Annotated in this window: 19 protein-coding genes; 9 read left to right on the top strand and 10 right to left on the bottom strand. The window is 42.2% G+C overall.

Going from position 1 to position 22,696, the window contains the following annotated elements; all coding sequences use genetic code 11:
• Positions 1–9: 9 nt before the first annotated feature.
• Positions 10–1,335 (top strand): bifunctional folylpolyglutamate synthase/dihydrofolate synthase, encoded by a 1,326-nt coding sequence (locus J3P37_RS02865; protein ID WP_256009487.1) that lies wholly within the window; start codon positions 10–12, stop codon positions 1,333–1,335.
• 59 nt (positions 1,336–1,394) lie between these two features.
• Here the strand turns inward: J3P37_RS02865 and J3P37_RS02860 are convergent, their stop codons facing one another.
• Positions 1,395–2,489: an agmatine deiminase family protein gene (locus J3P37_RS02860; RefSeq protein WP_256009486.1), complete on the bottom strand. Its 1,095-nt coding sequence runs from the start codon at positions 2,487–2,489 to the stop codon at positions 1,395–1,397.
• 8 nt (positions 2,490–2,497) lie between these two features.
• A complete protein-coding gene (locus J3P37_RS02855; RefSeq protein WP_256009485.1) occupies positions 2,498–3,367 on the bottom strand; it encodes a carbon-nitrogen hydrolase in 870 nt (289 codons plus the stop codon).
• Positions 3,368–3,504: 137 nt separating this feature from the next.
• On the opposite strand from J3P37_RS02855, the gene cmoA reads away from it, so the two are divergent.
• A complete protein-coding gene (gene cmoA, locus J3P37_RS02850; protein ID WP_256009484.1) occupies positions 3,505–4,263 on the top strand; it encodes a carboxy-S-adenosyl-L-methionine synthase CmoA in 759 nt (252 codons plus the stop codon).
• Positions 4,264–4,266: 3 nt separating this feature from the next.
• The gene (locus J3P37_RS02845; protein ID WP_256009483.1) at positions 4,267–4,989 is read left to right on the top strand and encodes a methyltransferase family protein; all 723 of its coding nucleotides are present in this window, start codon (positions 4,267–4,269) and stop codon (positions 4,987–4,989) included.
• A gap of 83 nt (positions 4,990–5,072) precedes the next feature.
• Here J3P37_RS02845 and J3P37_RS02840 read toward each other — a convergent pair whose 3' ends face one another.
• Entirely contained in the window at positions 5,073–6,488 is a 1,416-nt protein-coding gene (locus J3P37_RS02840) for an APC family permease (protein ID WP_256009482.1), read from the bottom strand.
• Between the two features lie 168 nt (positions 6,489–6,656).
• On the opposite strand from J3P37_RS02840, the gene J3P37_RS02835 reads away from it, so the two are divergent.
• Positions 6,657–8,876 carry a sodium-translocating pyrophosphatase gene (locus J3P37_RS02835; protein ID WP_256009481.1) on the top strand — a complete coding sequence of 740 codons (2,220 nt, stop codon included), beginning with the start codon at positions 6,657–6,659 and terminating at the stop codon, positions 8,874–8,876.
• 107 nt (positions 8,877–8,983) lie between these two features.
• Complete coding sequence (locus J3P37_RS02830; RefSeq protein WP_256009480.1) at positions 8,984–10,444, top strand: amino acid permease; 1,461 nt, start codon at positions 8,984–8,986, stop codon at positions 10,442–10,444.
• A gap of 107 nt (positions 10,445–10,551) precedes the next feature.
• Here J3P37_RS02830 and J3P37_RS02825 read toward each other — a convergent pair whose 3' ends face one another.
• Positions 10,552–11,043, bottom strand: a complete 492-nt coding sequence (locus J3P37_RS02825) for a D-glycero-alpha-D-manno-heptose-1,7-bisphosphate 7-phosphatase (RefSeq protein WP_256009479.1) — start codon at positions 11,041–11,043, stop codon at positions 10,552–10,554.
• Between the two features lie 82 nt (positions 11,044–11,125).
• Between J3P37_RS02825 and J3P37_RS02820 the strand changes: the two genes are divergently transcribed.
• Positions 11,126–11,692, top strand: coding sequence for a 2'-5' RNA ligase family protein (locus J3P37_RS02820; RefSeq protein WP_256009478.1), 567 nt, complete (start codon positions 11,126–11,128; stop codon positions 11,690–11,692).
• Between the two features lie 92 nt (positions 11,693–11,784).
• Here the strand turns inward: J3P37_RS02820 and J3P37_RS02815 are convergent, their stop codons facing one another.
• Positions 11,785–12,273, bottom strand: coding sequence for a hypothetical protein (locus tag J3P37_RS02815; RefSeq protein ID WP_256009477.1), 489 nt, complete (start codon positions 12,271–12,273; stop codon positions 11,785–11,787).
• Positions 12,274–12,394: 121 nt separating this feature from the next.
• On the opposite strand from J3P37_RS02815, the gene smc reads away from it, so the two are divergent.
• Both smc and J3P37_RS02805 read left to right on the top strand, forming a co-directional pair.
• Positions 12,395–15,937 carry a chromosome segregation protein SMC gene (gene smc / locus J3P37_RS02810; protein WP_256009476.1) on the top strand — a complete coding sequence of 1,181 codons (3,543 nt, stop codon included), beginning with the start codon at positions 12,395–12,397 and terminating at the stop codon, positions 15,935–15,937.
• Positions 15,938–15,986: 49 nt separating this feature from the next.
• On the top strand, positions 15,987–16,901 hold the full coding sequence (locus tag J3P37_RS02805) for a M28 family peptidase (RefSeq protein WP_256009475.1): 915 nt from the start codon (positions 15,987–15,989) through the stop codon (positions 16,899–16,901).
• 17 nt (positions 16,902–16,918) lie between these two features.
• Here the strand turns inward: J3P37_RS02805 and J3P37_RS02800 are convergent, their stop codons facing one another.
• From J3P37_RS02800 to J3P37_RS02785, 4 genes are all read right to left on the bottom strand, one after another.
• Positions 16,919–18,580 carry a S41 family peptidase gene (locus J3P37_RS02800; RefSeq protein WP_256009474.1) on the bottom strand — a complete coding sequence of 554 codons (1,662 nt, stop codon included), beginning with the start codon at positions 18,578–18,580 and terminating at the stop codon, positions 16,919–16,921.
• Between the two features lie 169 nt (positions 18,581–18,749).
• The gene (locus J3P37_RS02795) at positions 18,750–19,361 is read right to left on the bottom strand and encodes an HAD family hydrolase (RefSeq protein ID WP_256009473.1); all 612 of its coding nucleotides are present in this window, start codon (positions 19,359–19,361) and stop codon (positions 18,750–18,752) included.
• A complete protein-coding gene (locus J3P37_RS02790; protein WP_256009472.1) occupies positions 19,361–19,825 on the bottom strand; it encodes an ATP-grasp domain-containing protein in 465 nt (154 codons plus the stop codon). The genes J3P37_RS02795 and J3P37_RS02790 overlap by 1 nt, the downstream gene beginning before the upstream one ends.
• A complete protein-coding gene (locus tag J3P37_RS02785; protein WP_256009471.1) occupies positions 19,822–20,484 on the bottom strand; it encodes an ABC transporter ATP-binding protein in 663 nt (220 codons plus the stop codon). The genes J3P37_RS02790 and J3P37_RS02785 overlap by 4 nt, the downstream gene beginning before the upstream one ends.
• Before the next feature lie 199 nt (positions 20,485–20,683).
• On the opposite strand from J3P37_RS02785, the gene sucC reads away from it, so the two are divergent.
• Complete coding sequence (gene sucC, locus J3P37_RS02780) at positions 20,684–21,877, top strand: ADP-forming succinate--CoA ligase subunit beta (protein ID WP_256009470.1); 1,194 nt, start codon at positions 20,684–20,686, stop codon at positions 21,875–21,877.
• 51 nt (positions 21,878–21,928) lie between these two features.
• Here the strand turns inward: sucC and J3P37_RS02775 are convergent, their stop codons facing one another.
• A complete protein-coding gene (locus tag J3P37_RS02775; RefSeq protein WP_256009469.1) occupies positions 21,929–22,696 on the bottom strand; it encodes a hypothetical protein in 768 nt (255 codons plus the stop codon).

The following is a 22,696-nucleotide window of genomic DNA, read 5'->3' as shown; positions in this document are numbered from 1 at the left end:
GCTATCCTGATGACTTATACCGAGACTCTCGACTATCTTTATTCGAAGCTTCCCATGTTCAGTAAGATGGGAGCCCAGGCTATAAAAAAAGATCTCACCAATACCCAGCAGCTCTGCGATGGCCTTGGTAATCCACACCGGCGATTTAAAAGCATTCATGTTGCAGGTACAAACGGAAAAGGCTCTGTTTCGCACATGCTGGCCGCGGTTCTACAATCTGCAGGATATAAAACCGGCCTATATACCTCTCCGCATTTACGCGACTTCAGGGAGCGCATTCGCATTAATGGTGAAATGATTACCGAAGAGGCCGTTATCCGCTTTGTGGAAAGTCAAAGAACTTCAATTGAGCAAATAGAACCTTCATTTTTTGAAGTGACGGTGGCTATGGCCTTTAATCATTTCGCAGAGCAGCAAGTTGATATCGCTGTAATCGAAACCGGCCTTGGAGGGAGACTTGATTCCACCAATATCATCTTGCCAGAGCTTTCGGTGATCACCAACATTGGTTTCGATCATATGAATATCCTGGGCGATACGCTGCCTAAGATCGCCTTTGAAAAGGCTGGGATCATCAAGCCAGGTACTCCTGTGGTTCTCAGTGAAAAGCAGGAGATTACCGACTATGTGTTTATCAATAAAGCAAAAGAGTGCGGTTCTACTATTATTTTTGCTTCTGATGAATGGCAAATTGAAGATATTGGTCCGCAGGCTGAACCTGGTTTGGAACTAAGAGAAATCGAAGTTTCGACTATTGGCAATCAATTTCAAGCTTCAGGCTCATTTAAGATAGAACTTGACCTGACCGGCTATTACCAGTTAAAAAACGTCAAAGCTGTTTTAAGCAGTGTGAAGGTATTGAGGGAGAAAGGTTATGTGATAAGTGAGGAAAGTATTCTGAATGCATTAAAACAGGTCAAAACGCTTACCGGGCTGCAAGGCAGATGGCAAACCCTCAGTAAGGAAGGGCCACTTGTGATCTGCGATACAGGTCATAATGAAGACGGTATCAAAGAGGTGATCAAGAACATTGAGGCCACTTCATTTGAGCAGCTTCATATAGTGATAGGAATGGTGAAAGATAAAGATGTTTCGAAAGTACTTTCACTTTTGCCCACGAACGCCATTTATTACTTTTGCCAGCCGATGATTGAAAGAGCTAAGCCTGCAGCCGATCTGGCGTCGGAGGCTTCTTCATTTAATTTGAAGGGCCATGTTTATGCTTCTGTAGCCCTTGCTTTAGAAGAGGCCAAGAGAAATGCCGCAAAAGGGGATCTGATTTTTATTGGAGGAAGTACTTTTGTGGTTGCCGAAATTGTTCCTACCAGCATCTAAAAACAAAAAGTCCGGCATACAAACTAAGCCGGACTTCCTGTAAAATAGCAGAAAGATTATTAAACAGCCGGCTCCTGCTGACTCAGGCAATGGAAACTCCCCAGCCCCCATATGATATCTGTTGAATCAATGCCGACAACTTCTCTATCAGGAAAGCAGCCTCCTATGATATCAAGAGCCTGCTGATCAAACCGTGACCTGTATGTAGGTACGATCACGTGCTGATTGCTGATATAAAAGTTTGCATAGGATGCAGGCAAGCGCATATCGTCATAAATAACGGCTTCAGGCATGGGTAATTCAACAACATTAAGCTGCTTTCCATTCAGAAGCCGCATCTTACTAAGCGATTTCAGGTTCTGCTGGAGTAAGTCGAAGTTTTCGTCTTTTACATTTGTTTCTACCACAGACAGAACTGTATCTTCATTTACAAAACGGATAGTATCGTCAATATGACCATCGGTATCATCGCCGACGATCCCCTCCTCTACCCATAATACCTGGTCTATACCATAATAATCGGAAAGGTACTGCTCTATCTGCGTCTGATTAAGATGGGGATTCCGGTTCTGATTCAAAAGACAGCAGCTTGATGTAAGGACAGAACCCTTTCCATTGAACTCTACTGAACCACCCTCCATTACTATACCGGGATGAAATACAGGCAGATCAAAGTGTTTACCGATTAATGTAGGAATGACATCATCCAGATCGAAGGGAGGATATTTTCCGCCCCATGCATTGTATCCCCAATCGACAATAATCTTTTTAACACCGGCCGCCGGGTTAAGTAAAAAAGCCGGACCATGATCCCTGCACCAGGCATCATTTGTGGAGTGAAAGAAAAATTCAACCTGACTTAAGTCGACACCTGCTGCCTGCAGATGAACCAGGGCAAGAGCCTTTAAGCTCTCATCAGCGACATTTATCCGTACCTTTTCACTTTGAGTGAGAACTTTAATGAACTGGCAGTAGCTGGCATATATGCTATTCAATTTACCCGGCCAGCTTGCTTCTTTGTGCGGCCAGCTTAACCAGGTTGCTTCATGCCTTGCAAATTCGGCAGGAAAAGAATAGCCGAGCTCTTTCGGTGTTTTTGAAAGATCTATTTTAGTAGAAAAGTCTTTTAACTCTCCCGTTTGAAATGCTGTCATTGAAAATGTTAGTCTTCGTCTATGTAACGTTTGGTGATCGGCGAATAAGAGTCAATCCTTCGGTCGCGTAAGAATGGCCAGTGGGTACGATACCTGTCTGACTTGGACAGGTCTATATCCTGAACGATCAGTTCTTCCTCCGTATGGGAAGCCTGATAAAGCACGGTTCCGAAAGGATTTGCAACAAAAGAACCGCCCCAGAACTTCATAGGTCCCTCGTCTCCAATTCTGTTTACACTTACAACATGCACTCCATTGGCTACAGCATGACTGCGTTGAATGGTCTGCCATGCATTATATTGTTCGGTGTTGGTGTCTACATCCTGTGATGAAGCCCAGCCAATGGCGGTAGGATAGAAAAGGATTTCAGCCCCCATTAATGCAGTGATCCTCGATGCCTCGGGGTACCATTGATCCCAGCAGATCAGAACACCTAAGGTTGCAAATTTGGTTTTAAAGACTTTATATCCCAGATCGCCCGGTGTAAAATAAAATTTTTCATAATAACCAGGATCATCAGGAATATGCATCTTGCGATATTTACCGAGGTAAGATCCATCAGCATCCAGAACAGCGGTAGTATTATGGTATAATCCCTCAGCTCTTTTTTCAAACAAGGAGGCAATAATTACAACTCCAAGTTCTTTCGCAACCGCACTTAATGCATCGCTTGAAGGGCCCGGAATAGCTTCGGCAAGTTTAAAATTATCATAATCTTCTACATCGCAAAAGTAAAGCGAGGTAAAAAGTTCCTGCAAGCAAATGATCTGAGCCCCTTTTGCAGCAATCTCCCTTATCTTAGCAATTGCTTTTTCAAGGTTTTCCTGTTTGTTTGCAGTACATGATGTCTGCACCAATCCTACTTTTACGTTCTTCATCAATTCGGTCTGAGTTTAAACGGCTGCAAAAATAGTTAAAGCAATTGATAGAACATTCACAAAATTTTCAAGTTTATTCAAAGTATTCGTTATTTTAAACCCAAATTCCAAGCATACTATTTCAGGATATACTAAATATGACAGACAAGGTATCAGGTAACGATATAAAACCGAAAGACGAGTTTTTCCGGGAAGAAATAAAGCAAGCTTCCGATTTCAAGTTCGGATCTAAGGTGGCCAACGTTTTTGATGATATGGTTAACCGTTCGGTCCCTTTTTACGGAGAAATGCAAAGAATGATTGCAGAGCTGGCAGCAGACCATGCCCAGGAAGGGACAAATGTTTACGACCTTGGCTGCTCTACTGGCACTACTCTAATCGGCATGAATTCCATGATCTCTGAAGGCATCCGTTTTATCGGAGTTGACGACTCGGGCGAGATGTTGAAAAAGTGCGACGAAAAGTTGCAGGAAGCAGGCTTCAAACGCCCTTATGATCTGATCACCGCCGACTTGCAAACCGGGGTGAAAATAGAAAACGCTTCTGTGGCGGTATTATGCCTTACACTCCAGTTTATACGCCCCATCAGCAGAGAAAAGCTTCTTAAAGGCATATATGACGGACTAAATTCAGGTGGTGTACTTATTTTAGTGGAGAAGATCCTTACGGAAGAGAGCCTGTTCAACAGAGACTTTATTAAGTATTATTACGATATGAAACGCCGGAACAATTACAGCGAAATGGAGATCTCTCAAAAAAGAGAGGCCCTGGAAAATGTGTTGATCCCGTACCGAACTAGTGAAAATATTGTAATGCTAAGGGATGCAGGGTTTTCACATTGCGAGGTCTTTTTTAAATGGTATAATTTCACCGGCATAATCGCCATTAAAAAATAAAAGATGATTGCGATCGGAAACTTTTTCTTCAAATACAGGAACTTTCTTTTTGTGTTCCTATACCTGGCATTATTCATTCCCTCTCCGCCGATCTTCACAGAAGCCCACTTTGGTGAACGGTTCTACATTTTGCCGATAAGCATTGGTTTAATCATCACTGTGGCAGGGCAGCTTATCCGTGGTTTAACCATTGGGCTGGCGTATATCGTTCGCGGCGGTAAAGACAAAAAAGTTTATGCTGACAATCTGGTAACGGAAGGTATATTTAACCATTGCCGCAATCCTTTATATGTAGGTAATATCCTGATGTTGCTTGGCGTTGGAGTACTTGCAAACTCTTTATTATTTGTTGGAATATTGATGCCATTATTTCTTTTTATCTATCAGGCCATTGTGCTTGCTGAAGAAAACTTCCTTAGAGGCAAGTTCGGACAGCAATTTGACGCTTATTGCAGCAGGGTGAACCGTTGGATGATAAGTTTTAAGGGTATTGGCAGTACTTTCGCAAGTATGCGCTTTAATGCTAAACGCTGGGTCCTTAAAGAATACAATACCCAGTTTATATGGTTAACAGGTATCGTTTTATTGCTCTTATTGAATTACCCGGATATTATCAGCACAGACACTGATTTCAGGAACACAGTGGTAGGAATAATCCTTGCACTTCTGCTTATTGTGTACTTCTTTGTGAGGTATCTGAAAAAGTCGGGCAGGATGAGAGAGTAACAGGAATCAGGAACCAGATTACGATTATTGCACACACGGCACGCGTGCACATAGAAAAGGACGGAGCGTTGCTCCGTCCTTTTCTATGTGATTTTATTTTTTCCTTTCCAGAGAAAGTAAACCGGCAAACCGATCAAGACGATAATTAATCCAGGCCAGGTATATAAGGGCTTAAAAATAATGAGCAGCGTGCAGAAGCTTAGGCCCATGATGATATATAAAGCCGGCAATACGGGATACCCAATTGCTTTGTAAGGTCTTTCAGCTGCCGGCATCTTCTTTCGGAGTAAATACACTCCCAGAATAGTGAGAATATAGAAAATCACAGCCACAAAAGATATCATATCTAATAAATCGCCATACTTTCCGCTAATACAGAGGATACAAGCTACCAGACACTGAATCCAAAGCGCAAACTCAGGCACCGCATTTTCATTCAGCTGAGCTGTTTTCCTAAAGAACAAGCCGTCTTTCGCCATGGTATAGTACACCCTGGCTCCTGATAATATTAGTCCGTTATTGCATCCAAATGTCGATACCATGATCATCAGCGCAATAATTGTTGTACCAAGCCCCCCGAAGATCACCTTGGACGCTTCCACGGCGACCCTGTCTTTTTCGGCAGCTGCTATTTCATTTAATGGCAAAACAGCAAGATAAACGACATTGGCCAGTACATAGATCACGGTCACAATAAGTGTTCCCAGGAACAAGCTGAGGCCAATATTCCTTTTAGGGTTATGCACCTCACCAGCAATAAAGGTTACATTGTTCCAGGCGTCGCTACTAAAGATAGATCCTACCATGCCGGCGGCAATAGCTCCCAAAACAGCAATAGAAATATAATCTTCGAAAGAGCCATCTTTATTCAGCTTTCTGATATCCCAGGCATTTGACCAATTGGCATCCCATACATCTGTCTTTAACATAATAAAGCCGAATACGATTAGCCCAAGAAGACTTAGTATTTTCGCCAGGGTGAAGGCTGTTTGTATGATCTTTCCTGTTTTAACTCCCCTGGTATTGATGAACGTGAGGAAAACTATCAGTACAATTGACAGGATTTGTGCTGCGGAAACCTTAAATGTTCCTAGAGTAAGTAAGATGAGGTCTTCACTAACCTGCGGGATAAGATAGGCTGTAAATTTTGAAAAGGCCACTCCTACCGCAGCAATGGTTCCTGTTTGTATGACAGCAAATAGACTCCAGCCATACAAAAAACCGGTTAAAGGATTGTAAGCCTCCTTCAAATAAACATATTGGCCACCAGCTTTGGGGAACATTCCGCTCAATTCACCATAACTCAGGGCAGCTGTCAATGTCATAAAACCGGTGATCAGCCAGATTGCGATAAGCCAGCCGGCAGAGCCCACATTACGCGTAATATCTGCGCTTACGATAAAAATACCCGACCCGATCATACTTCCTGCGACTAATAGTGTACCATCAAGCAAACCGAGTTCGCGTTTCATTGTTAGGTTTTCCTGTGGTTCAGCCATTAAATGATTTAAAGTTCTCCTAATATATTTAAAAATGTTTCGATGTAATGAATTAAATAGTATGACTTTTCCTGAATGTAAATTATTTCTTAAAATAAGCCAACAAATATTTGCTTAAGCCATCTGCGCTTCTATATTTGAAAAACTAACTATAAACTAAAACCCTGTATGAATTTTTTTCTGCATAACAATTTAATCTACCTTATACCGGTATTTGGCCTGGCAGGCATCGCAGTAATGCTTTATAAATCAGCCTGGGTAAGCAAACAGGATGCTGGCGACGAGAATATGCAAACCCTAGCCGGATATATTGCCGATGGAGCTATGGCTTTCCTGAAGGCCGAGTGGAAGATCCTCTCCTATTTTGCTGTGATAGCCGCATTGATACTGGCATATTCAGGAACCTTGGTTGAAACTTCAAGTCCTGTAATTGCCCTTTCATTTCTTGTTGGTGCTTTTACTTCCGCACTGGCAGGATATATCGGCATGAATATCGCTACCAAGGCAAATGTAAGGACCACCCAGGCAGCCCGAACCAGCCTGGCGCAGGCTTTGAAAGTCTCCTTTACAGGGGGCAGTGTTATGGGTCTTGGGGTGGCAGGCCTCGCTGTTTTAGGCTTAGGCTCGCTCTTTATCGTTTTTTATAACATTTATGTAGTTCAAACCGGGGCTTCAGTCAATGGGGCGCAGATGGAAAGAGCATTGGAGGTGCTTGCCGGATTTTCGCTGGGAGCCGAGTCAATTGCCTTGTTTGCCCGTGTTGGCGGGGGTATCTATACCAAAGCCGCGGATGTTGGTGCAGACCTGGTGGGGAAAGTAGAGGCAGGAATTCCGGAAGATGATGTGAGGAACCCTGCAACAATTGCCGATAACGTGGGTGACAATGTTGGTGATGTGGCCGGAATGGGTGCCGATCTTTTTGGCTCGTATGTGGCTACTATCCTGGCAACCATGGTACTTGGCAGGGAAATCAGCTCAGAAGACAATTTCGGAGGCATAGCACCAATCTTGCTTCCCATGCTAATTGCAGGACTAGGCCTGGTATTCTCGATTGTTGCCACCTTCTTTGTAAGGATTAAAAATGAAACAGACAATGTTCAAACAGCGCTGAACATGGGCAACTGGTCGTCTATTGTGCTAACGGCCATAGCTTCTTATTTTGCCGTGACCTGGATGCTTCCGGACACGATGGAAATCAGGGGTTATACCTTTGGAAATCATGATGTATTTTATTCTATTCTGGTAGGGCTTACCGTGGGTACGCTCATGAGCATCATTACCGAATATTATACGGCAATGGGCAAGCGGCCGGTAATTTCCATAGTTAACCAATCCTCAACAGGACACGCTACCAATATTATCGGAGGTTTGGCCGTAGGAATGGAATCAACAATGTTGCCAATACTAGTACTTGCAGGAGGGATTTATGGTTCTTATCATTTCGCGGGTTTGTATGGGGTTGCCATTGCCGCAGCGGGAATGATGGCAACAACGGCCATGCAGCTGGCCATAGATGCATTTGGACCTATAGCTGACAATGCAGGCGGTATTGCTGAAATGAGCCAGCTGCCTAAAGAAGTCAGGAACCGTACAGATAACCTGGATGCTGTCGGCAACACTACGGCTGCCACTGGAAAAGGCTTCGCCATTGCATCAGCAGCCCTAACGTCGCTGGCGTTGTTTGCCGCATTTGTAGGCGTAGCTGGCATAGACAGCATCGACATTTACAAAGCCAATGTTCTGGCGGGCTTGTTTGTTGGAGGGATGATCCCTTTCATTTTCTCATCCCTTGCAATTTCTGCTGTCGGAAGAGCCGCTATGGAAATGGTTCAGGAGGTGCGCCGCCAGTTTCATGAGATCCCGGGTATAATGGAATACAAGGCTAAACCGGAGTACGAAAAGTGTGTTGCCATTTCAACTAAAGCATCCATAAAGGAGATGATGTTACCGGGGGCGATTGCACTTATAGTTCCGGTGATCATAGGCTTCGCTTTCGGCCCCGAGGTACTTGGAGGTTTACTTGCCGGAGTTACTGTATCAGGGGTGTTAATGGGGATGTTTCAATCAAACGCAGGCGGAGCCTGGGATAACGCAAAAAAATCCTTTGAGAAGGGGGCATATATCAATGGAGAAACTTATTACAAAAATTCAGAACCGCATAAAGCTTCCGTAACCGGAGATACCGTTGGAGATCCCTTCAAGGATACGTCGGGTCCGTCGATGAATATCCTGATCAAGCTCATGTCGATCGTGTCATTGATCATAGCCCCACATATTGCTGTAGTACCTGCTCATATGGAGGCAACCAGTATAATTAAGAAAGAAATCAAGGCCACTTCGGCTAAAACAATGGTAGTAGATACAAAAAACAGTGGAAAATTCAAATAAATACGACAAATGAAGGCTTTATACCAAAACACCCTTTCGTTTTATTGCGGAATTCTTTAGGTTTGAAGCAAAAGCGACACATTTCTGCAAAAAATATCTAAATATTTATGTTTTATAAAAAATCCCTGGAACAACTCTTCAAAGAATCCAAGTTTGAAGGAGGATTAAAGCGAACTCTGACAGCAAACAATCTCATCTCACTTGGCATAGGAGCTATAATAGGTGCGGGTATTTTCACACTTACAGGAACGGCTGCAGCTCTGCACACGGGACCTGCCGTGGTGTTATCCTTCGTTCTTGCGGCCGTAGCCTGCGCTTTTGCAGGATTATGCTATTCTGAATTTGCTTCTATGATACCTATTGCTGGCAGCGCATATACATATGCCTATGCAACCATGGGCGAGTTTATTGCTTGGATAATTGGCTGGGATCTCATAATTGAATACCTTTTTGCATCGTCGACTGTTGCTGTTTCATGGTCGGGCTATGTGGTAAGCTTTTTGAAGGACTTTAACATTCACATTCCGGAAAGTATCGCCCAGGCACCATATAACTACGATTCTGCAACGGGAGCCTTCACTCCCACCGGAGCCGTGATAAACTTCCCTGCCATGTTCATCATTGCGATCATTACGACATTACTTGTAATTGGTATCAGTGAATCGGCAAAATTCAACAATGTGATAGTAGTTTTAAAAGTGACTGTTATCCTTTTGTTTATCGGATTCGGAATCTCACATATAGATTCTGCGAACTTGACACCTTTCATCCCGGAAGCTCAAGGCCCCGGACAATTCGGTTTCGATGGCATTGTCAGAGGCGCCGGAATTATTTTCTTCGCCTATATCGGATTCGACGCTGTTTCTACGGCGGCACAGGAAGCGGTTAACCCGCAAAGAGATATGCCGCGGGGGATCTTGGGATCTTTAATCATCTGCACCGTGATCTATATTCTGGTTGGGATTGTAATGACCGGCATGGTTCATTATACAGAATTAAATGTACCGGATCCGATAGCTGTAGCGGTAAATGCAGGCGGGGAAGGGTTGTTCTGGTTACGTTTCCCGATAAAGATTGGAGCCATTGCAGGTTTAAGTTCGGTGATACTAGTAATGCTGCTTGGGCAACCAAGGATATTTTATTCGATGTCGAATGATGGCTTACTGCCAAAGTTTTTCAGTACTATTCACCCCAAATTTAAAACACCTTACATCACTACCATCATCACAGGAGTTATAGCTATGGCACTGGCCGGCTTCGGACCAATCAATCTCCTGGGCGAATTAGTTTCAATAGGAACACTTTTAGCATTTGTGATTGTTTGTGCAGGAGTTTTAGTATTACGATATACAGATCCTGAGATCAAAAGACCTTTTAAAACACCGTTATTCCCCCTGGTACCTATTTTCGGAATATTAGTATGTCTTTACCTGATGGCAGGTTTACCATGGCATACCTGGGAGCGATTGATCATTTGGCTGATCATCGGCATCATAATTTATTTTACGTACAGCCGGCACCATAGTAAAGTAGGAAAAGATCTGCGCGGGCCTCTGGCGGAACACTGAAGAGCTTAGAGCCTAAAGTTAATAAAAAAGCCGCTTTGAAGAAAAGCGGCTTTTTTGTGTGCGCCAAGCAGATTGGTGTGTGCTACAAGTATTTTTTGTGCTGTAGACTAAGCTATCAGATGCAAAACTTCACTTAATGGCTGATCTGAATCAATTAAAATTCCTTTAATGCCCGCAGCTTCGCCGGCAATAACATCCCGTTCACGATCGCCAATGAAGTAAGCTTGTTTCTTATCCACGTTAAAACGGGCAATCGCCTTTTCAAGCATCAGAGAACCGGGTTTGCGGCAAAGACATTTACCGTTATATTCCGGGTGATGGCGGCAGTAATAGATATCTTCTAATCGAATACCGTGCTGTGCATAAGTATCTTTAAGATGATGATGCATCTTACCAAGAGTTTCTTCACTGTACCAGCCTTTTGCTACGCCGCCTTGATTTGTTATGACTATCAATAAATAGCCTCTGTCCTGTAGGTCTTTTAAAGGTTTGAAATTGTGCTCCAGTACATGAAAATCTTCAAAGGTACACACATAATCACCCAGTTCTTTATTAATGACACCGTCCCTGTCAAGGAATACCGCTTTGTTCATATCCATCGTCCCAAACTTAAAAAAAATAATTAGCTCAATAAGAACAATTGAAAAACTAAATTAATTAGCAATTTATATCTTTGTTTGTATGAGTTTATACCTGACCGCCATTCTTCCTCCTACGGCTTTGTCGGAAGAAATAGACGATATCCGCAAGGAAATATCAGCACGTTTTAATGTATTTTCGGCCCTAAAACCCCCTGTTCACATTACATTATTCAGGCCGCTAAACGTAGAAACATCACTTGAAAAGCATCTTATAAAGTGGCTAAAGCCAATTACACTATTGCATAAACCCTTTGCTATTGAACTTGAAAATTTTGATTCATTTAATAACAAAACGCTGTTCGTCCATTGCATAAAAAATCCTTTACTACAAGCTTTGCAAAAAGATATCTCGGGAATTTTCAACACCAACAAAGTTTGCAGAGAAGAATTAAGTGGAAATAACCGGTTCCATCCGCACATTACGGTCGCCTTCAGGGATGTAAAACCAGAAGTATTCGATCAGCTTTGGCTGGAATTCAAAAACCGGAAGCTGAAAAGGAGCTTTATCGCAGACAGAGTAAGCTTGCTGAAGCACGACGGCCGAAAATGGAACCTGATGACGGAATTTATCCTGCAGAAAGGAGACGAGCTTAGGCTTTTTGAGTGATAATTGAAAGAATACTTGGGAACACACCCGGCACGCGTGCGCTAGCAATGGCATGCATGCGTTAGCAGAGGAATTATGAATTGAGTAATATTTTAAAATTTCGGGCGGTTTAGGATTGCTTCTTTAATTATTGCGTCTTTCATATCAAACTCATAAGCCGGGTGCTCTTCTTCGTGCTTTACCTTTGCATTAGCGTGTTTATGGGATGCATGAATCTTTCTGTTTTTAATAGTTTCCTCTGCGGGTTTTTCTCTGTAATAGGGTTCCGCTTCCGGGTATACTTCGGACTGCATACGCTGATAGCTTTCTTCTTTAAGTGCGGGCTTAACCATAGGTTCCTTATACGGATTTTTATACTGTGGTTCATAGCGTTCAGGGGTGTCTCTTTTCTCATCGTATAAGAAAGGCTTAGGTTTAGCCGTATCCTGAGCCTTTGAAGGAAGGGGCTCAGCTTCGGGATCTTGAGGCCGGGCTTGTGATATATTCCGTTTCCGGGTCTTTTCCTGCTCTGTCTTATAATTACTATATGTCTTATATACGAAAAAGGCCAGGCCGATTATTAAGGGAAGAAACTGTTCCATGTTCCAATGTACAAAGAATACGCAAAAACCCTCTATTTTTTTCGTTTATATTTCAATGATAATATATAAATTGCTGATTATTTTAAAGATGAAGTAGGGTTTAAATACCCTTAGAGAGAAGATGCAATTAAACCGGCTGGAAATTAAGGGCTTTAAAAGCTTTGGAGATAAGATTACAATAAATTTTAATGAGGGAGTAACCGCTATTGTTGGACCAAACGGGTGCGGAAAATCAAACGTGGTAGATGCTATCCGCTGGGTTTTAGGAGAGCAAAGTACGCGAATGCTGCGTTCGGAGAAGATGGAAAACATCATTTTCAACGGAACAAAAGCCCGGAAGCCGTCACAGCTGGCGGAAGTTTCGCTCACTTTCGATAATACCAGGAACATACTTCCTACTGACTTTTCCCAAGTCACCATCACACGAAAGTTATACAGAAGCGGCGAAAGCGAATATCGCTTAAATGATGTTCAATGCCGCTTAAAAGACATCACAGACCTCTTTCTTGATACGGGCATAGGACCTGATTCATACTCGATCATAGAATTGAAGATGATCGACGAGATCATTGCCAATAAAGAAGGTTCACGCAGAGCTTTATTCGAGGAGGCATCAGGAATTTCGAAGTACAAACTGCGAAAGAAACAAACACTGCATCGGTTAAAAGATACCGAAACCGATCTTAGTCGTGTTGAAGATCTTCTTTTTGAGATAGAAAAAAACCTGAAAACACTTGAAAACCAGGCTAAAAAGGCGGAGCGTTATTACAAACTCAGAGAGCAATATAAGGCATTAAGCGTTATTCTGGCTTCCTTCAAAATAATCAGCTTCAGAGATGCGCTTGAAACCCTTGAAGAACAGGAACAGCAGCATAATGCTTCAAAAACAGGTATAAGCACCGAAATCGATAAGCTTGAAGCTGCACTGCAACTGTACAAAACCGAAAACATTACCAAGGAGAAAAACCTTTCGGCACAGCAGAAAGCGGCCAATGAATATATTTCGAAGATCAGGGCCTATGAAAGCGAAAAAAAGATCAAAAATGAACAGCTTCGTTTTTTACAGGATAAGGAAAAGCGGTTAAGCGAGGAGCTCGAGAAGGATAAGAATCAACTAAATCATGTTCTTTATAACATCAAACGCTTAAACGAAGAACATCTGCAGGAATCCGAACATTTAGAAACTGTCAAAAACAGTTTGAACGATAAAAAAGAGGAGCTTGACGAATTGCGGCTTCAACAGCAGTCGGCGAAAGCTGGCCTGGATAGTTTTGTTAAACAAAATGGTGAAGTTCAGAACCGGTTATACAAAGTTGAAAAAGATATTGCTGTATTAAATATTCAAAGAGAAGCCCTGGTTCAGGAAAGCAGCCGGAATATCGCAGATACAGAATCGAAGGAGACGGAACTGAACGAATTTAATATAGCTATAGCAGAAGTAGAAGGTAAAGCGCTGGCTAAACGTCAGCAGCTTGAAGATATTATTAAATCCGAAGAAGAGATCGGTAAGAGTCTTGCTGCAACAGAAGAGCTGCTGGCTAAATACAGGGATGAATTATCGGTTGAAAGCCGTAAACTAGATGCAAAGCAAAATGAGTATAATCTCACCAAATCGATGGTCGATAATTTGGAAGGCTTTCCGGAATCCATCCGCTTTCTGAAAAAGAACACTGGCTGGGCTAAGCAGGCACCACTCTTCTCTGATGTTCTTTTTTGCAAGGAAGAATATCGCATTGCCATTGAAAATTACCTTGAGCCGGTTATGAACCACTATGTAGTGGAAACGCAGCATGAGGCGGTACAGGCGATCCGTTTGCTAAGCGACTCCTCGAAAGGCCGGTCCAACTTCTTTATTCTCGATACTCTCAAGAATACAGCAGAATCATCACGTCCGGATATTGTCAATGAGAATCTGATCCCGGCACTAAGCATCATTGATGTTGAAGAGCGTTACAGCCGACTTTGCAGACAACTTCTGCACAACGTGTATGTTTTGAAATCGGGCGACGAGGAAGCACTTAGTAGTGCAATGCCCGACAATAACATCGTCGTCCTTAGCGGTACCGGCAAATTTACTAAAAGTCGTATCAGTATGGCGGGTGGATCTGTTGGATTATTCGAGGGAAAACGTATCGGGCGGGCTAAAAACCTGGAAAACCTTGCCAAAGAGATCAAAGGTCTCGAAAATAAGATCACTGCTCTTAAAAAAGGCATGGATCAGGAGGGACAAAAGATAACAGAGCTAAAAGCGTCTTCAAAGAAACAAGACATCCAGCTTCTTCAACAAGACTGGAACAGGCTCAACAATGAGCTTATCTCACTAAAAACCCGCCAGGAACAGTATATTGCCTTCATTAAAAACAGCCAGAACCGCAAATCAGACATTGAAAATAAAATTCAGTCTATAAATACCGACCTGGCACAGCTTGAACCAAGACTTAGCGAGCTAAAGTCTCAGAAACAATCGATGAGTGATGAGCTTGTGGATAAACAGCAAGCCTATCATGAATTGTCTGAGCTGGTTACTGAAAAGTCAACGGCCTTTAACCAGGAGAACATCCGCCTGCATCAGCAGCAAAATAAAGTATCGGGTATTGAAAAAGACCTCGATTATCGGGAAAGCCAGCAGCGTAATCTTGACGGCCGCATAACCATTAATAGTGCTGATCTGGAAAAAGCAAAAGGCGAAATAGCTGATACCTTGCAGCATGTAGATCATAATGACGAAGGGCTGATAGAGATGTATGCTCAAAAAGAAGCGTTTGAAAATGGGGTTCGCGAATTAGAACAGGAGTACTATGCCTCCAGAGCTTTAATTGCTGAAACTGAAAACAAGATTTCGGTATTACGTAAGAATAAGGAGCAGTCTGATTTTATATCGAACGAAATAAAGGATAAAAAAACCAGTCTGAGACTTGACCTCAACGCATTAAAGGAACGGCTGTCTATTGAATTCTCTATCGACATCAACGATCTGCTTGACACCGAAATTCCGGAAAATGAGAATGAAGAAGATCTTAAAGAAAAAACAGAGCGCCTGAAGCGCCAATTGGACGATTTTGGAGCCATCAACTCAACCGCAATGGAGGCTTACCGGGAAATGAATGAGCGTTATACCTTCATTCAGAACCAGAAAAAAGACCTGCAGGAGGCTAAAGCATCTCTGCTTGAAACTATTAAAGAAATCGACGACAATGCAAAAGGCAAATTTATGGAAGCTTTTCTGCACGTACGTGAAAACTTTATCCGGGTGTTCCGTTCCTTATTTAACGATGAAGATAGCTGCGACCTGATCCTCGACAATCCTGAGAATCCGCTTGAATCCGATATCGACATTATTGCACGGCCAAAAGGCAAAAGGCCGCTGTCCATTAATCAGCTGTCGGGAGGCGAGAAAACATTAACAGCTACGGCCCTGCTTTTCTCCTTATACCTGTTAAAACCTGCACCGTTCTGTATCTTTGACGAGGTAGACGCACCGCTAGACGATACCAACATTGATAAATTCAATAACATCATTCGCAAGTTCTCAAATGAGTCGCAATTCATTATTGTCTCACATAACAAACGTACTATCGCGAGCACCGATATTATTTATGGTGTGACCATGGTAGAACAGGGTGTTTCGAGAGTTGTGGCAGTGGATTTGCGGGAAGTAGCTTAGCTAGTTATAAGTATTATTTGTAGGTGATAAGCTTTAAATCATCACAATTATGAGACGCTGCCTGATCATCCCGTTTTTTTTGCTTGCTATTTCTGCGAGCTGCCAGCCAAAAAAGGCGGGCAAGCCTGATCAGTTAATAGCTGATTTAAAGGAGCTATCCTCGGATAAATATCAGGGAAGGAAAATGGGCAGTGCCGGAAGTCAAATGGCAGCCAGTTATATTTCTGAGCGTTTTGCAGAAATTGGTTTAAAATCTTTTAATAACTCTTATCGGCATAAATTCAGCAACCTCAAAGCTCAGGGAACCAATGTGCTCGGGTATATAGAGGGAAAGAAAAAAAATGAGGTGATCGTGATCTCTGCACATTTCGATCATATAGGAATAATAGACGGTAAAATATATAACGGTGCAGATGATAACGCATCTGGTGTTGCTGTACTACTTTCTCTGGCCAAATACTTTGCCGCACATAAGCCTCAGCAGACCTTAATTTTTGCCGCTTTCGACGGGGAAGAAGCCGGCTTCCTAGGAGCAAGATATTTTGTTGCTCATCCCCCACTCTCACTTAATAAGGTCATTTTAAATATCAACATGGATATGGTGAGCCGGGCCGACAATGGAAAGTTATACGCTGCTGGCGCCTACCATTATCCTAACCTGAAAAAGTATCTGACAAGCACTAACAAAACGATCTCGCTGATAGCGGGTCATGATGATCCTAAGCTAGGGAAGAACGATTGGACAAAGCAGAGTGATCATTATGCTTTCCTCGAAAAAGGCATCCCATTCATTTACTTCGGTGTGGAAGATCATTCAGACTATCACAGCAATACCGACGACTTCGAGCGAATAGACACAAGCCGTTTCTTAAATTGTGCAGCAATTATACAGGAGGTAGTTCTAAAAATAGATGCCGGGCTCAGTCTTCAAAACACCTTCAGGGAAAAATTGATCTCTCAATAGTTCCGGAGAGCGCGTCACTACCGGCGGACAATTATCCTGTCCTCTATCATGCCCTTAAATTCTTTATCTGCTTTATTTAACTTTCCTGGGAGTTCCAGAGCTTTGACCCCATTACTTGAAACGTTGGTTGAAGACTTAGTTGACGCCAGCAAGCTGCCCTGTGTGAGATAGCTGTAAGCAGCTTTTAAAGAAGCTTCCCGAATGTCACCGAAATCATAAGCCGGATTGTCATTGTCGGCCGTTGAATTTCCGGTATCAGGTGTAATCCCTAGAAAATAGCCCCCTTCATTCCTCGCATTACGTGATTCAAACATACTTAAGTACATATCGTAATTATCGAACCGTATGGGGAAAAAGCCTACCGGCTTTCCATAAGTGGTTTCACCAACGATCTTCACATCAAGATAAGGTTCCAAACTATTAATCACAAGCTCACTGGCCGAAGCAGTACTACCAGATACAATGAAGACAACTCTCGATATATTATTTAGTGAACCCTTTTTTGAAAAGTGGCGTGTATTTGAAGCGATATCATAGGAAACATCGGCATAAGTATCAAGTTTTCCATCGTTGTTCGAATCCTGTGATTTCCCAAACGCATCCAGGATAAGCTTCCTGGATAAGATGGTTGCTTTGCCCGCCTGCATCAACTCGTTAAAATGTTCTGCATACATCACTTTCCCATTCAGGCTCGATGGTGCTATAAAATTGATCAGATATTCAGCAGTGGAAACATAACCGCCTCCATTATATCTTAGATCAATAATGAGGTCGGTTACGCCCTGGCTAGCAAATGTATTGAAGACCCTTGTGAACTCAGGCAAAGAATTCGTTAAATTAGAAAATCTGGCATAGGCCATATAACCGATCCTTTGAGAGCCAACGCCATTCAAGATTGCCTCTTTCAAAACAGGGCTGCTTGCATAAGACGTTCTGTTTATGGGTGGTAGGTTAACCTCACCCGATCCATCACCCTTTTGCACTGTAAGAGACACCGATGAAGATGATTCCAGAGAGCTCCAGATAAGATTATATTGGCTGTTATAATTCGTTCCTATTTCAGTCCCATTTATTTTGGAAATGTAGTCGCCCCTTTTCAAGCCCTTCTTAGCCGCGTCCGACCCTGGATAAACAGCTTCTATATACAACTTGTAATTTGTAGCCTCGCCATAGGCATCCGCTCTTATACCAAAATCCAAGCCATTCCCTTCAAGGTCTACAGCACTCTTTTTAGCCAAAGATAATGGAGCTGAAGGGTTCTGATCGTCCGCGTCAGTAAAATAAGAATATTTAGGAATCCCCGTATCAGATCCGTTAGACGCGGGTCTGAATTCGTAAGGTTTATTATTTGCAGGATTGATACCGTACCTTGTTATTGCATAAAGTTCTTCGTCAAGCGCATCGATCGGTGAAGAACCGGTAAATCTGCGAGGTTTAAAAGAATTATAATCTGGTATTTCCCTCCACCAAAGATAGATCTGTCTTGCATACAAAAAAACAGAATCTTTAATCATGTCATTTCGAGATCCGGTTGTGGGAGCAATGTCGACTGGAGTTTCTACACCATCAGTGTTAGTATCCTTATCATTGTCTTTTTTACATGATACGCTAAGAGTGCACAAAAAACCGGTCAGTACCAGCAGATGTATTACTTTAGAGAATGATGATTCACTTTTCATCTTTATAATACGTTAATTATTAATTGTATGTTACCCGTACTTACAGAATAGGGATCACAGTAATGCAATAAACAGACCATAAATATAAGGCTTATCACAATAACGGCAGAAAATGTGATAAGTGGATTTGAAAAGAAAAAACGTTACAATATTACACACTGCCTGCAAGTTACGTATTCTGCACCTTAACAAAATCGACACCTGCATTCATAGCAAAATCGAGGTCTGTTGTGGAAGCGCCGAATACAACAACATCTTCGGCTTTAAGGTTATGCTGCTCCATAATATGCTCTAAAGCATCCGGGGCCGGTTTCTGTGCAATTTCCTCCGTAAAATATACCCTAAGGTATTTCTCAAGACCATTCCATTCAATCTGTTTTATCTTATTAAGCTGCTGCAAAGGGTGGCCTTCAGTAACAATAAAGATCTCTTTTCTATCTACTACTATGTCCTGTAAAAGCGTTAAAACCTCTTTATATAATAGCAATTTTAAAGGAAGCCTTGCCTCAACATGCAGGCGGTCAAAGTTTTCACGATACTTCTCGTCGAAACCAAATACCTCCCTGGCTTTTTCAAAGATCAGTTCTGGTCCATGATTTTCATATGCCTTTTTAAAAAAAGCAGTCAAGTCTGAAGCTGCAGGGAAGGTTTCTATATACTCCAAAAAACTGGCAAAAAGATAATAGACCTGTAACTGGTAATCTTTTTCAGGGAACATCACGTTGTCCAGTTCAAAAACAAAAGCTTTTTTTGCCGGATCTATCTCAGTATAAGTTAGCATTAGTCAACAGTTAGTATTTGAAATTCAGGTTCTGCACCTGTATTAAATAAAAATGCTCCCCTATCAGTGGGGCTCGTCTGGTCTTGAGCACCCCGTTGCTCAGTATCTTTAATGACTACAGTGCCAGTTTTATAAGTTCCGAAATATTGATCCAGGTCTTCCTGTGCCGGAACCATAACCCTTATTCCGTATTCATCAAACAATTGTCTGGCTTCGGCCAAAGCCCTGATCTCTAATTTACGCAGCGGAAACACCCGCCGAATGTCTAAATCGAGACAGGTTGTCAAAAGCTGATGGGAAAAAGAGGCAGATGAGACCTCCGGTATCTTAATAAACTTCCTGCTTTTCAGCATTACAGCAGGTAAGTCAACGGAATCGGCAAATATTATATTGTGGGTCTCCGAAATTTCTTTCTCCAGTTTATATGCTTGTGCACCGGAAGCACCTGTTATTAATACATTCAAAGTGGTTCGTTGATTATCTGTCCATCCTTCATAATTACTTTCCGGTCCGCCATTTCAGCCAGGTCTTCATTATGAGTAACAATTATAAAGGTTTGCGAGAACTTACCCCTGAGCTCAGTAAAAAGCTTATGTAAACTCGCTGCATTTTCGGAATCAAGATTTCCGGATGGTTCATCAGCTAAAATAATAGCAGGGCTATTGATAAGGGCCCTGGCCACAGCTACCCGTTGCTGCTCCCCTCCTGAGAGTTCACTGGGTTTATGATCGGCCCTGTGAAGAAGACCCAACATCTCAAGCAATTCTCTTGCCCGGCTTTCTGCTTCTTTCTTACTTTTTTTAGCGATATAGGCAGGTATACAAACGTTTTCCAGAGAAGTGAACTCGGGCAGCAAATGATGAAACTGGAAGATGAAGCCGATGTGCTGGTTGCGAAACGCACTCAGCTTTTTAGCAGACAGCCTGGAGATATTGACTCCATTCAATATCACCTGGCCACTGTCAGGTTTGTCCAGAGAACCTATGATGTGTAGCAAGGTGCTCTTCCCAGCCCCTGATGCTCCAAGTATAGTCACTATCTCGCCTTTGTGAACGGCAAAGTCAACCCCTTTTAATATCTGTAACTTCCCGTAAGATTTCCTGATTGCATTAGCCTGAAGCATACAGCGAAGATAGTTTTTTACATCAAAAGGTTACAAGCGAATAATATTTTAAATCTCAATCCTTTGTAAAAATAATGGCGATCTATCTTCCGATCTGCAGAAATAATGAATAAGCATAGAATTAAACGCCTAAAACTTGCATAAACTTTTCGAAAGTTAAAGCAAAACCTTAGTTTTACGCTTCGAAACTTTCAAAACAATGAATATTCACGAGTATCAAGGTAAAGCGATATTAAAAAGCTTCGGCGTTAGGGTTCAGGAAGGCATTGTTGCCGATACACCCGAACAAGCTGTAGAGGCTGCTAAAAAGCTAAAAGAAGAATACAATTCAGACTGGGTTGTGGTTAAAGCACAAATTCATGCTGGTGGACGTGGTAAAGGCGGCGGCGTAAAACTTGCCAAAAACCTGGATGAGGTTAAAGAAAAATCAGAGCAAATCATTGGCATGCAGCTGATAACTCCTCAAACAGGTCCTGAAGGCAAAAAAGTGAACAAGGTACTTATTGCGCAGGACGTTTATTACCCTGGCGAAAGTGAAACAAAAGAGTTTTACGTAAGCGTACTTCTTGACCGGGCTAAAGGCCGTAACATCGTCATGTATTCTACCGAGGGCGGAATGGATATTGAAGAAGTTGCAGAACATACTCCGCATCTTATCTTCAAAGAAGAAGTAGATCCTAAGGTTGGCTTACAAGGCTTCCAGGCGCGTAAGATCGCTTTTAATCTTGGACTTAGCGGAGAAGCTTTTAAAGACATGACCAAGTTCATTGCTGCTCTTTACAAGGCTTATGAAGCTACTGACTCTTCTATGTTTGAGATTAACCCGGTGTTAAAAACATCTGATAATAAGATCCTGGCTGTTGATGCAAAAGTTAATCTTGATGATAACGGTTTGTTCCGTCATGCAGATTATGCTGCGTTACGTGATGAAACTGAAGAAGATCCAACTGAAGTTGAAGCAAGCAAATCAAACCTTAACTATGTAAAACTTGATGGAAACGTGGGTTGCATGGTAAATGGTGCTGGTTTGGCTATGGCAACGATGGATATCATTAAAATTGCTGGTGGTGAACCTGCCAACTTCCTTGACGTAGGTGGAACAGCTAATGCACAAACTGTAAAAGCTGCTTTTAACATCATTCTCTCTGATCCAAACGTTAAAGCAATATTGATCAATATCTTCGGTGGTATCGTTCGTTGCGACCGTGTTGCTCAAGGTGTTATTGATGCCTACAAAGAATTAGGAAACGTTCGTGTTCCAATTATTGTGCGTTTACAGGGAACAAATGCTGAAGAAGCTAAAAAGCTTATCGATGAGTCGGGCTTACAGGTTTATTCTGCTATCCTTCTTAAAGAGGCTGCGGAACTGGTAACGAAAGTATTGGCTAAATGAGTAATAAAAGATTTTAAAATAAAAAAGCTATCCTCGGATAGCTTTTTTATTTTAAAATCTTTCGTAACTGTAGGTTTGCTCGTGAAGCTTCGTACCGTCACTTAGTGCATTAAACTGTTTAACAGGAAGATTATTCTGATACTCGTATCGAATATTAACTTCCTGAACTGTGTCTTCGGGATATCTGGTGGTTTTGACCTTGATCAGATTGTTAACGGAATTATACCTGGCATTCCCTAAAGTAGGCATCAGGTTATAGAATGGATTGATTTTATTGTCGTATTTAAAAACTGCATCTTCCTTGAGCGTATTCTCAGGTATTCTAAAGGTTTTTTGCCGGCTGATATTATTGCCCTTATATTCAACAATAACATAGTAAGACGGCACGTGATTAAAATAATTGACGGTAATTTTGTTCAGCACCTCTTCGTTGTAATCGTAGACTTGTTCAAAGACTTTTTCGGCCCCTGTTTCCTTTATTTCGAAATATTCCTGGCGACGGAGTTTATCGCCCTCGTAGATATATTTTGTTTCAGCAACTCTGGCATGAGCTGAGTGCAGGCTGACACTACTTAAATGATTAGCTTCATATTGGTACTGCCTGGATGACATTAAAGCGCCATCATCCCTTCTGTCTTCATCACGGACTAATTGCCCACTTGCATCATAGTAATAATACTGGCGATAATAAGTTCCATCAAAATAATAAAACTTACTTTCCCTGACGCGTGACTGAGGATGAGCAGACTCTGAATCTTCTTTTTGGCAACTTGCTATCAGAACGCACAACAAGGCCCCGAGTATCTTTAGTTTTTTCAT

This window comes from Desertivirga xinjiangensis, assembly GCF_024436435.1.
GTDB lineage: Bacteria > Bacteroidota > Bacteroidia > Sphingobacteriales > Sphingobacteriaceae > Desertivirga > Desertivirga xinjiangensis.
The sequence above is the reverse complement of the archived record's forward strand: the minus strand, read 5'-3'. Positions and strand labels throughout refer to the sequence as shown.

Coding starts and splice junctions, on each gene's coding strand:
- J3P37_RS02825 (WP_256009479.1), bottom strand. CDS start 11,043: ATGGATATGAACAAAGCGGTATTCCTTGACAGGGACGGTGTCATTAAT.
- sucC (WP_256009470.1), top strand. CDS start 20,684: ATGAATATTCACGAGTATCAAGGTAAAGCGATATTAAAAAGCTTCGGC.
- J3P37_RS02820 (WP_256009478.1), top strand. CDS start 11,126: ATGAGTTTATACCTGACCGCCATTCTTCCTCCTACGGCTTTGTCGGAA.
- J3P37_RS02845 (WP_256009483.1), top strand. CDS start 4,267: ATGATTGCGATCGGAAACTTTTTCTTCAAATACAGGAACTTTCTTTTT.
- J3P37_RS02860 (WP_256009486.1), bottom strand. CDS start 2,489: ATGACAGCATTTCAAACGGGAGAGTTAAAAGACTTTTCTACTAAAATA.
- J3P37_RS02865 (WP_256009487.1), top strand. CDS start 10: ATGACTTATACCGAGACTCTCGACTATCTTTATTCGAAGCTTCCCATG.
- J3P37_RS02775 (WP_256009469.1), bottom strand. CDS start 22,696: ATGAAAAAACTAAAGATACTCGGGGCCTTGTTGTGCGTTCTGATAGCA.
- cmoA (WP_256009484.1), top strand. CDS start 3,505: ATGACAGACAAGGTATCAGGTAACGATATAAAACCGAAAGACGAGTTT.
- J3P37_RS02815 (WP_256009477.1), bottom strand. CDS start 12,273: ATGGAACAGTTTCTTCCCTTAATAATCGGCCTGGCCTTTTTCGTATAT.
- J3P37_RS02855 (WP_256009485.1), bottom strand. CDS start 3,367: ATGAAGAACGTAAAAGTAGGATTGGTGCAGACATCATGTACTGCAAAC.
- J3P37_RS02835 (WP_256009481.1), top strand. CDS start 6,657: ATGAATTTTTTTCTGCATAACAATTTAATCTACCTTATACCGGTATTT.
- J3P37_RS02830 (WP_256009480.1), top strand. CDS start 8,984: ATGTTTTATAAAAAATCCCTGGAACAACTCTTCAAAGAATCCAAGTTT.
- J3P37_RS02795 (WP_256009473.1), bottom strand. CDS start 19,361: ATGCTAACTTATACTGAGATAGATCCGGCAAAAAAAGCTTTTGTTTTT.
- J3P37_RS02785 (WP_256009471.1), bottom strand. CDS start 20,484: ATGCTTCAGGCTAATGCAATCAGGAAATCTTACGGGAAGTTACAGATA.
- J3P37_RS02805 (WP_256009475.1), top strand. CDS start 15,987: ATGAGACGCTGCCTGATCATCCCGTTTTTTTTGCTTGCTATTTCTGCG.
- J3P37_RS02840 (WP_256009482.1), bottom strand. CDS start 6,488: ATGGCTGAACCACAGGAAAACCTAACAATGAAACGCGAACTCGGTTTG.
- J3P37_RS02800 (WP_256009474.1), bottom strand. CDS start 18,580: ATGAAAAGTGAATCATCATTCTCTAAAGTAATACATCTGCTGGTACTG.
- smc (WP_256009476.1), top strand. CDS start 12,395: ATGCAATTAAACCGGCTGGAAATTAAGGGCTTTAAAAGCTTTGGAGAT.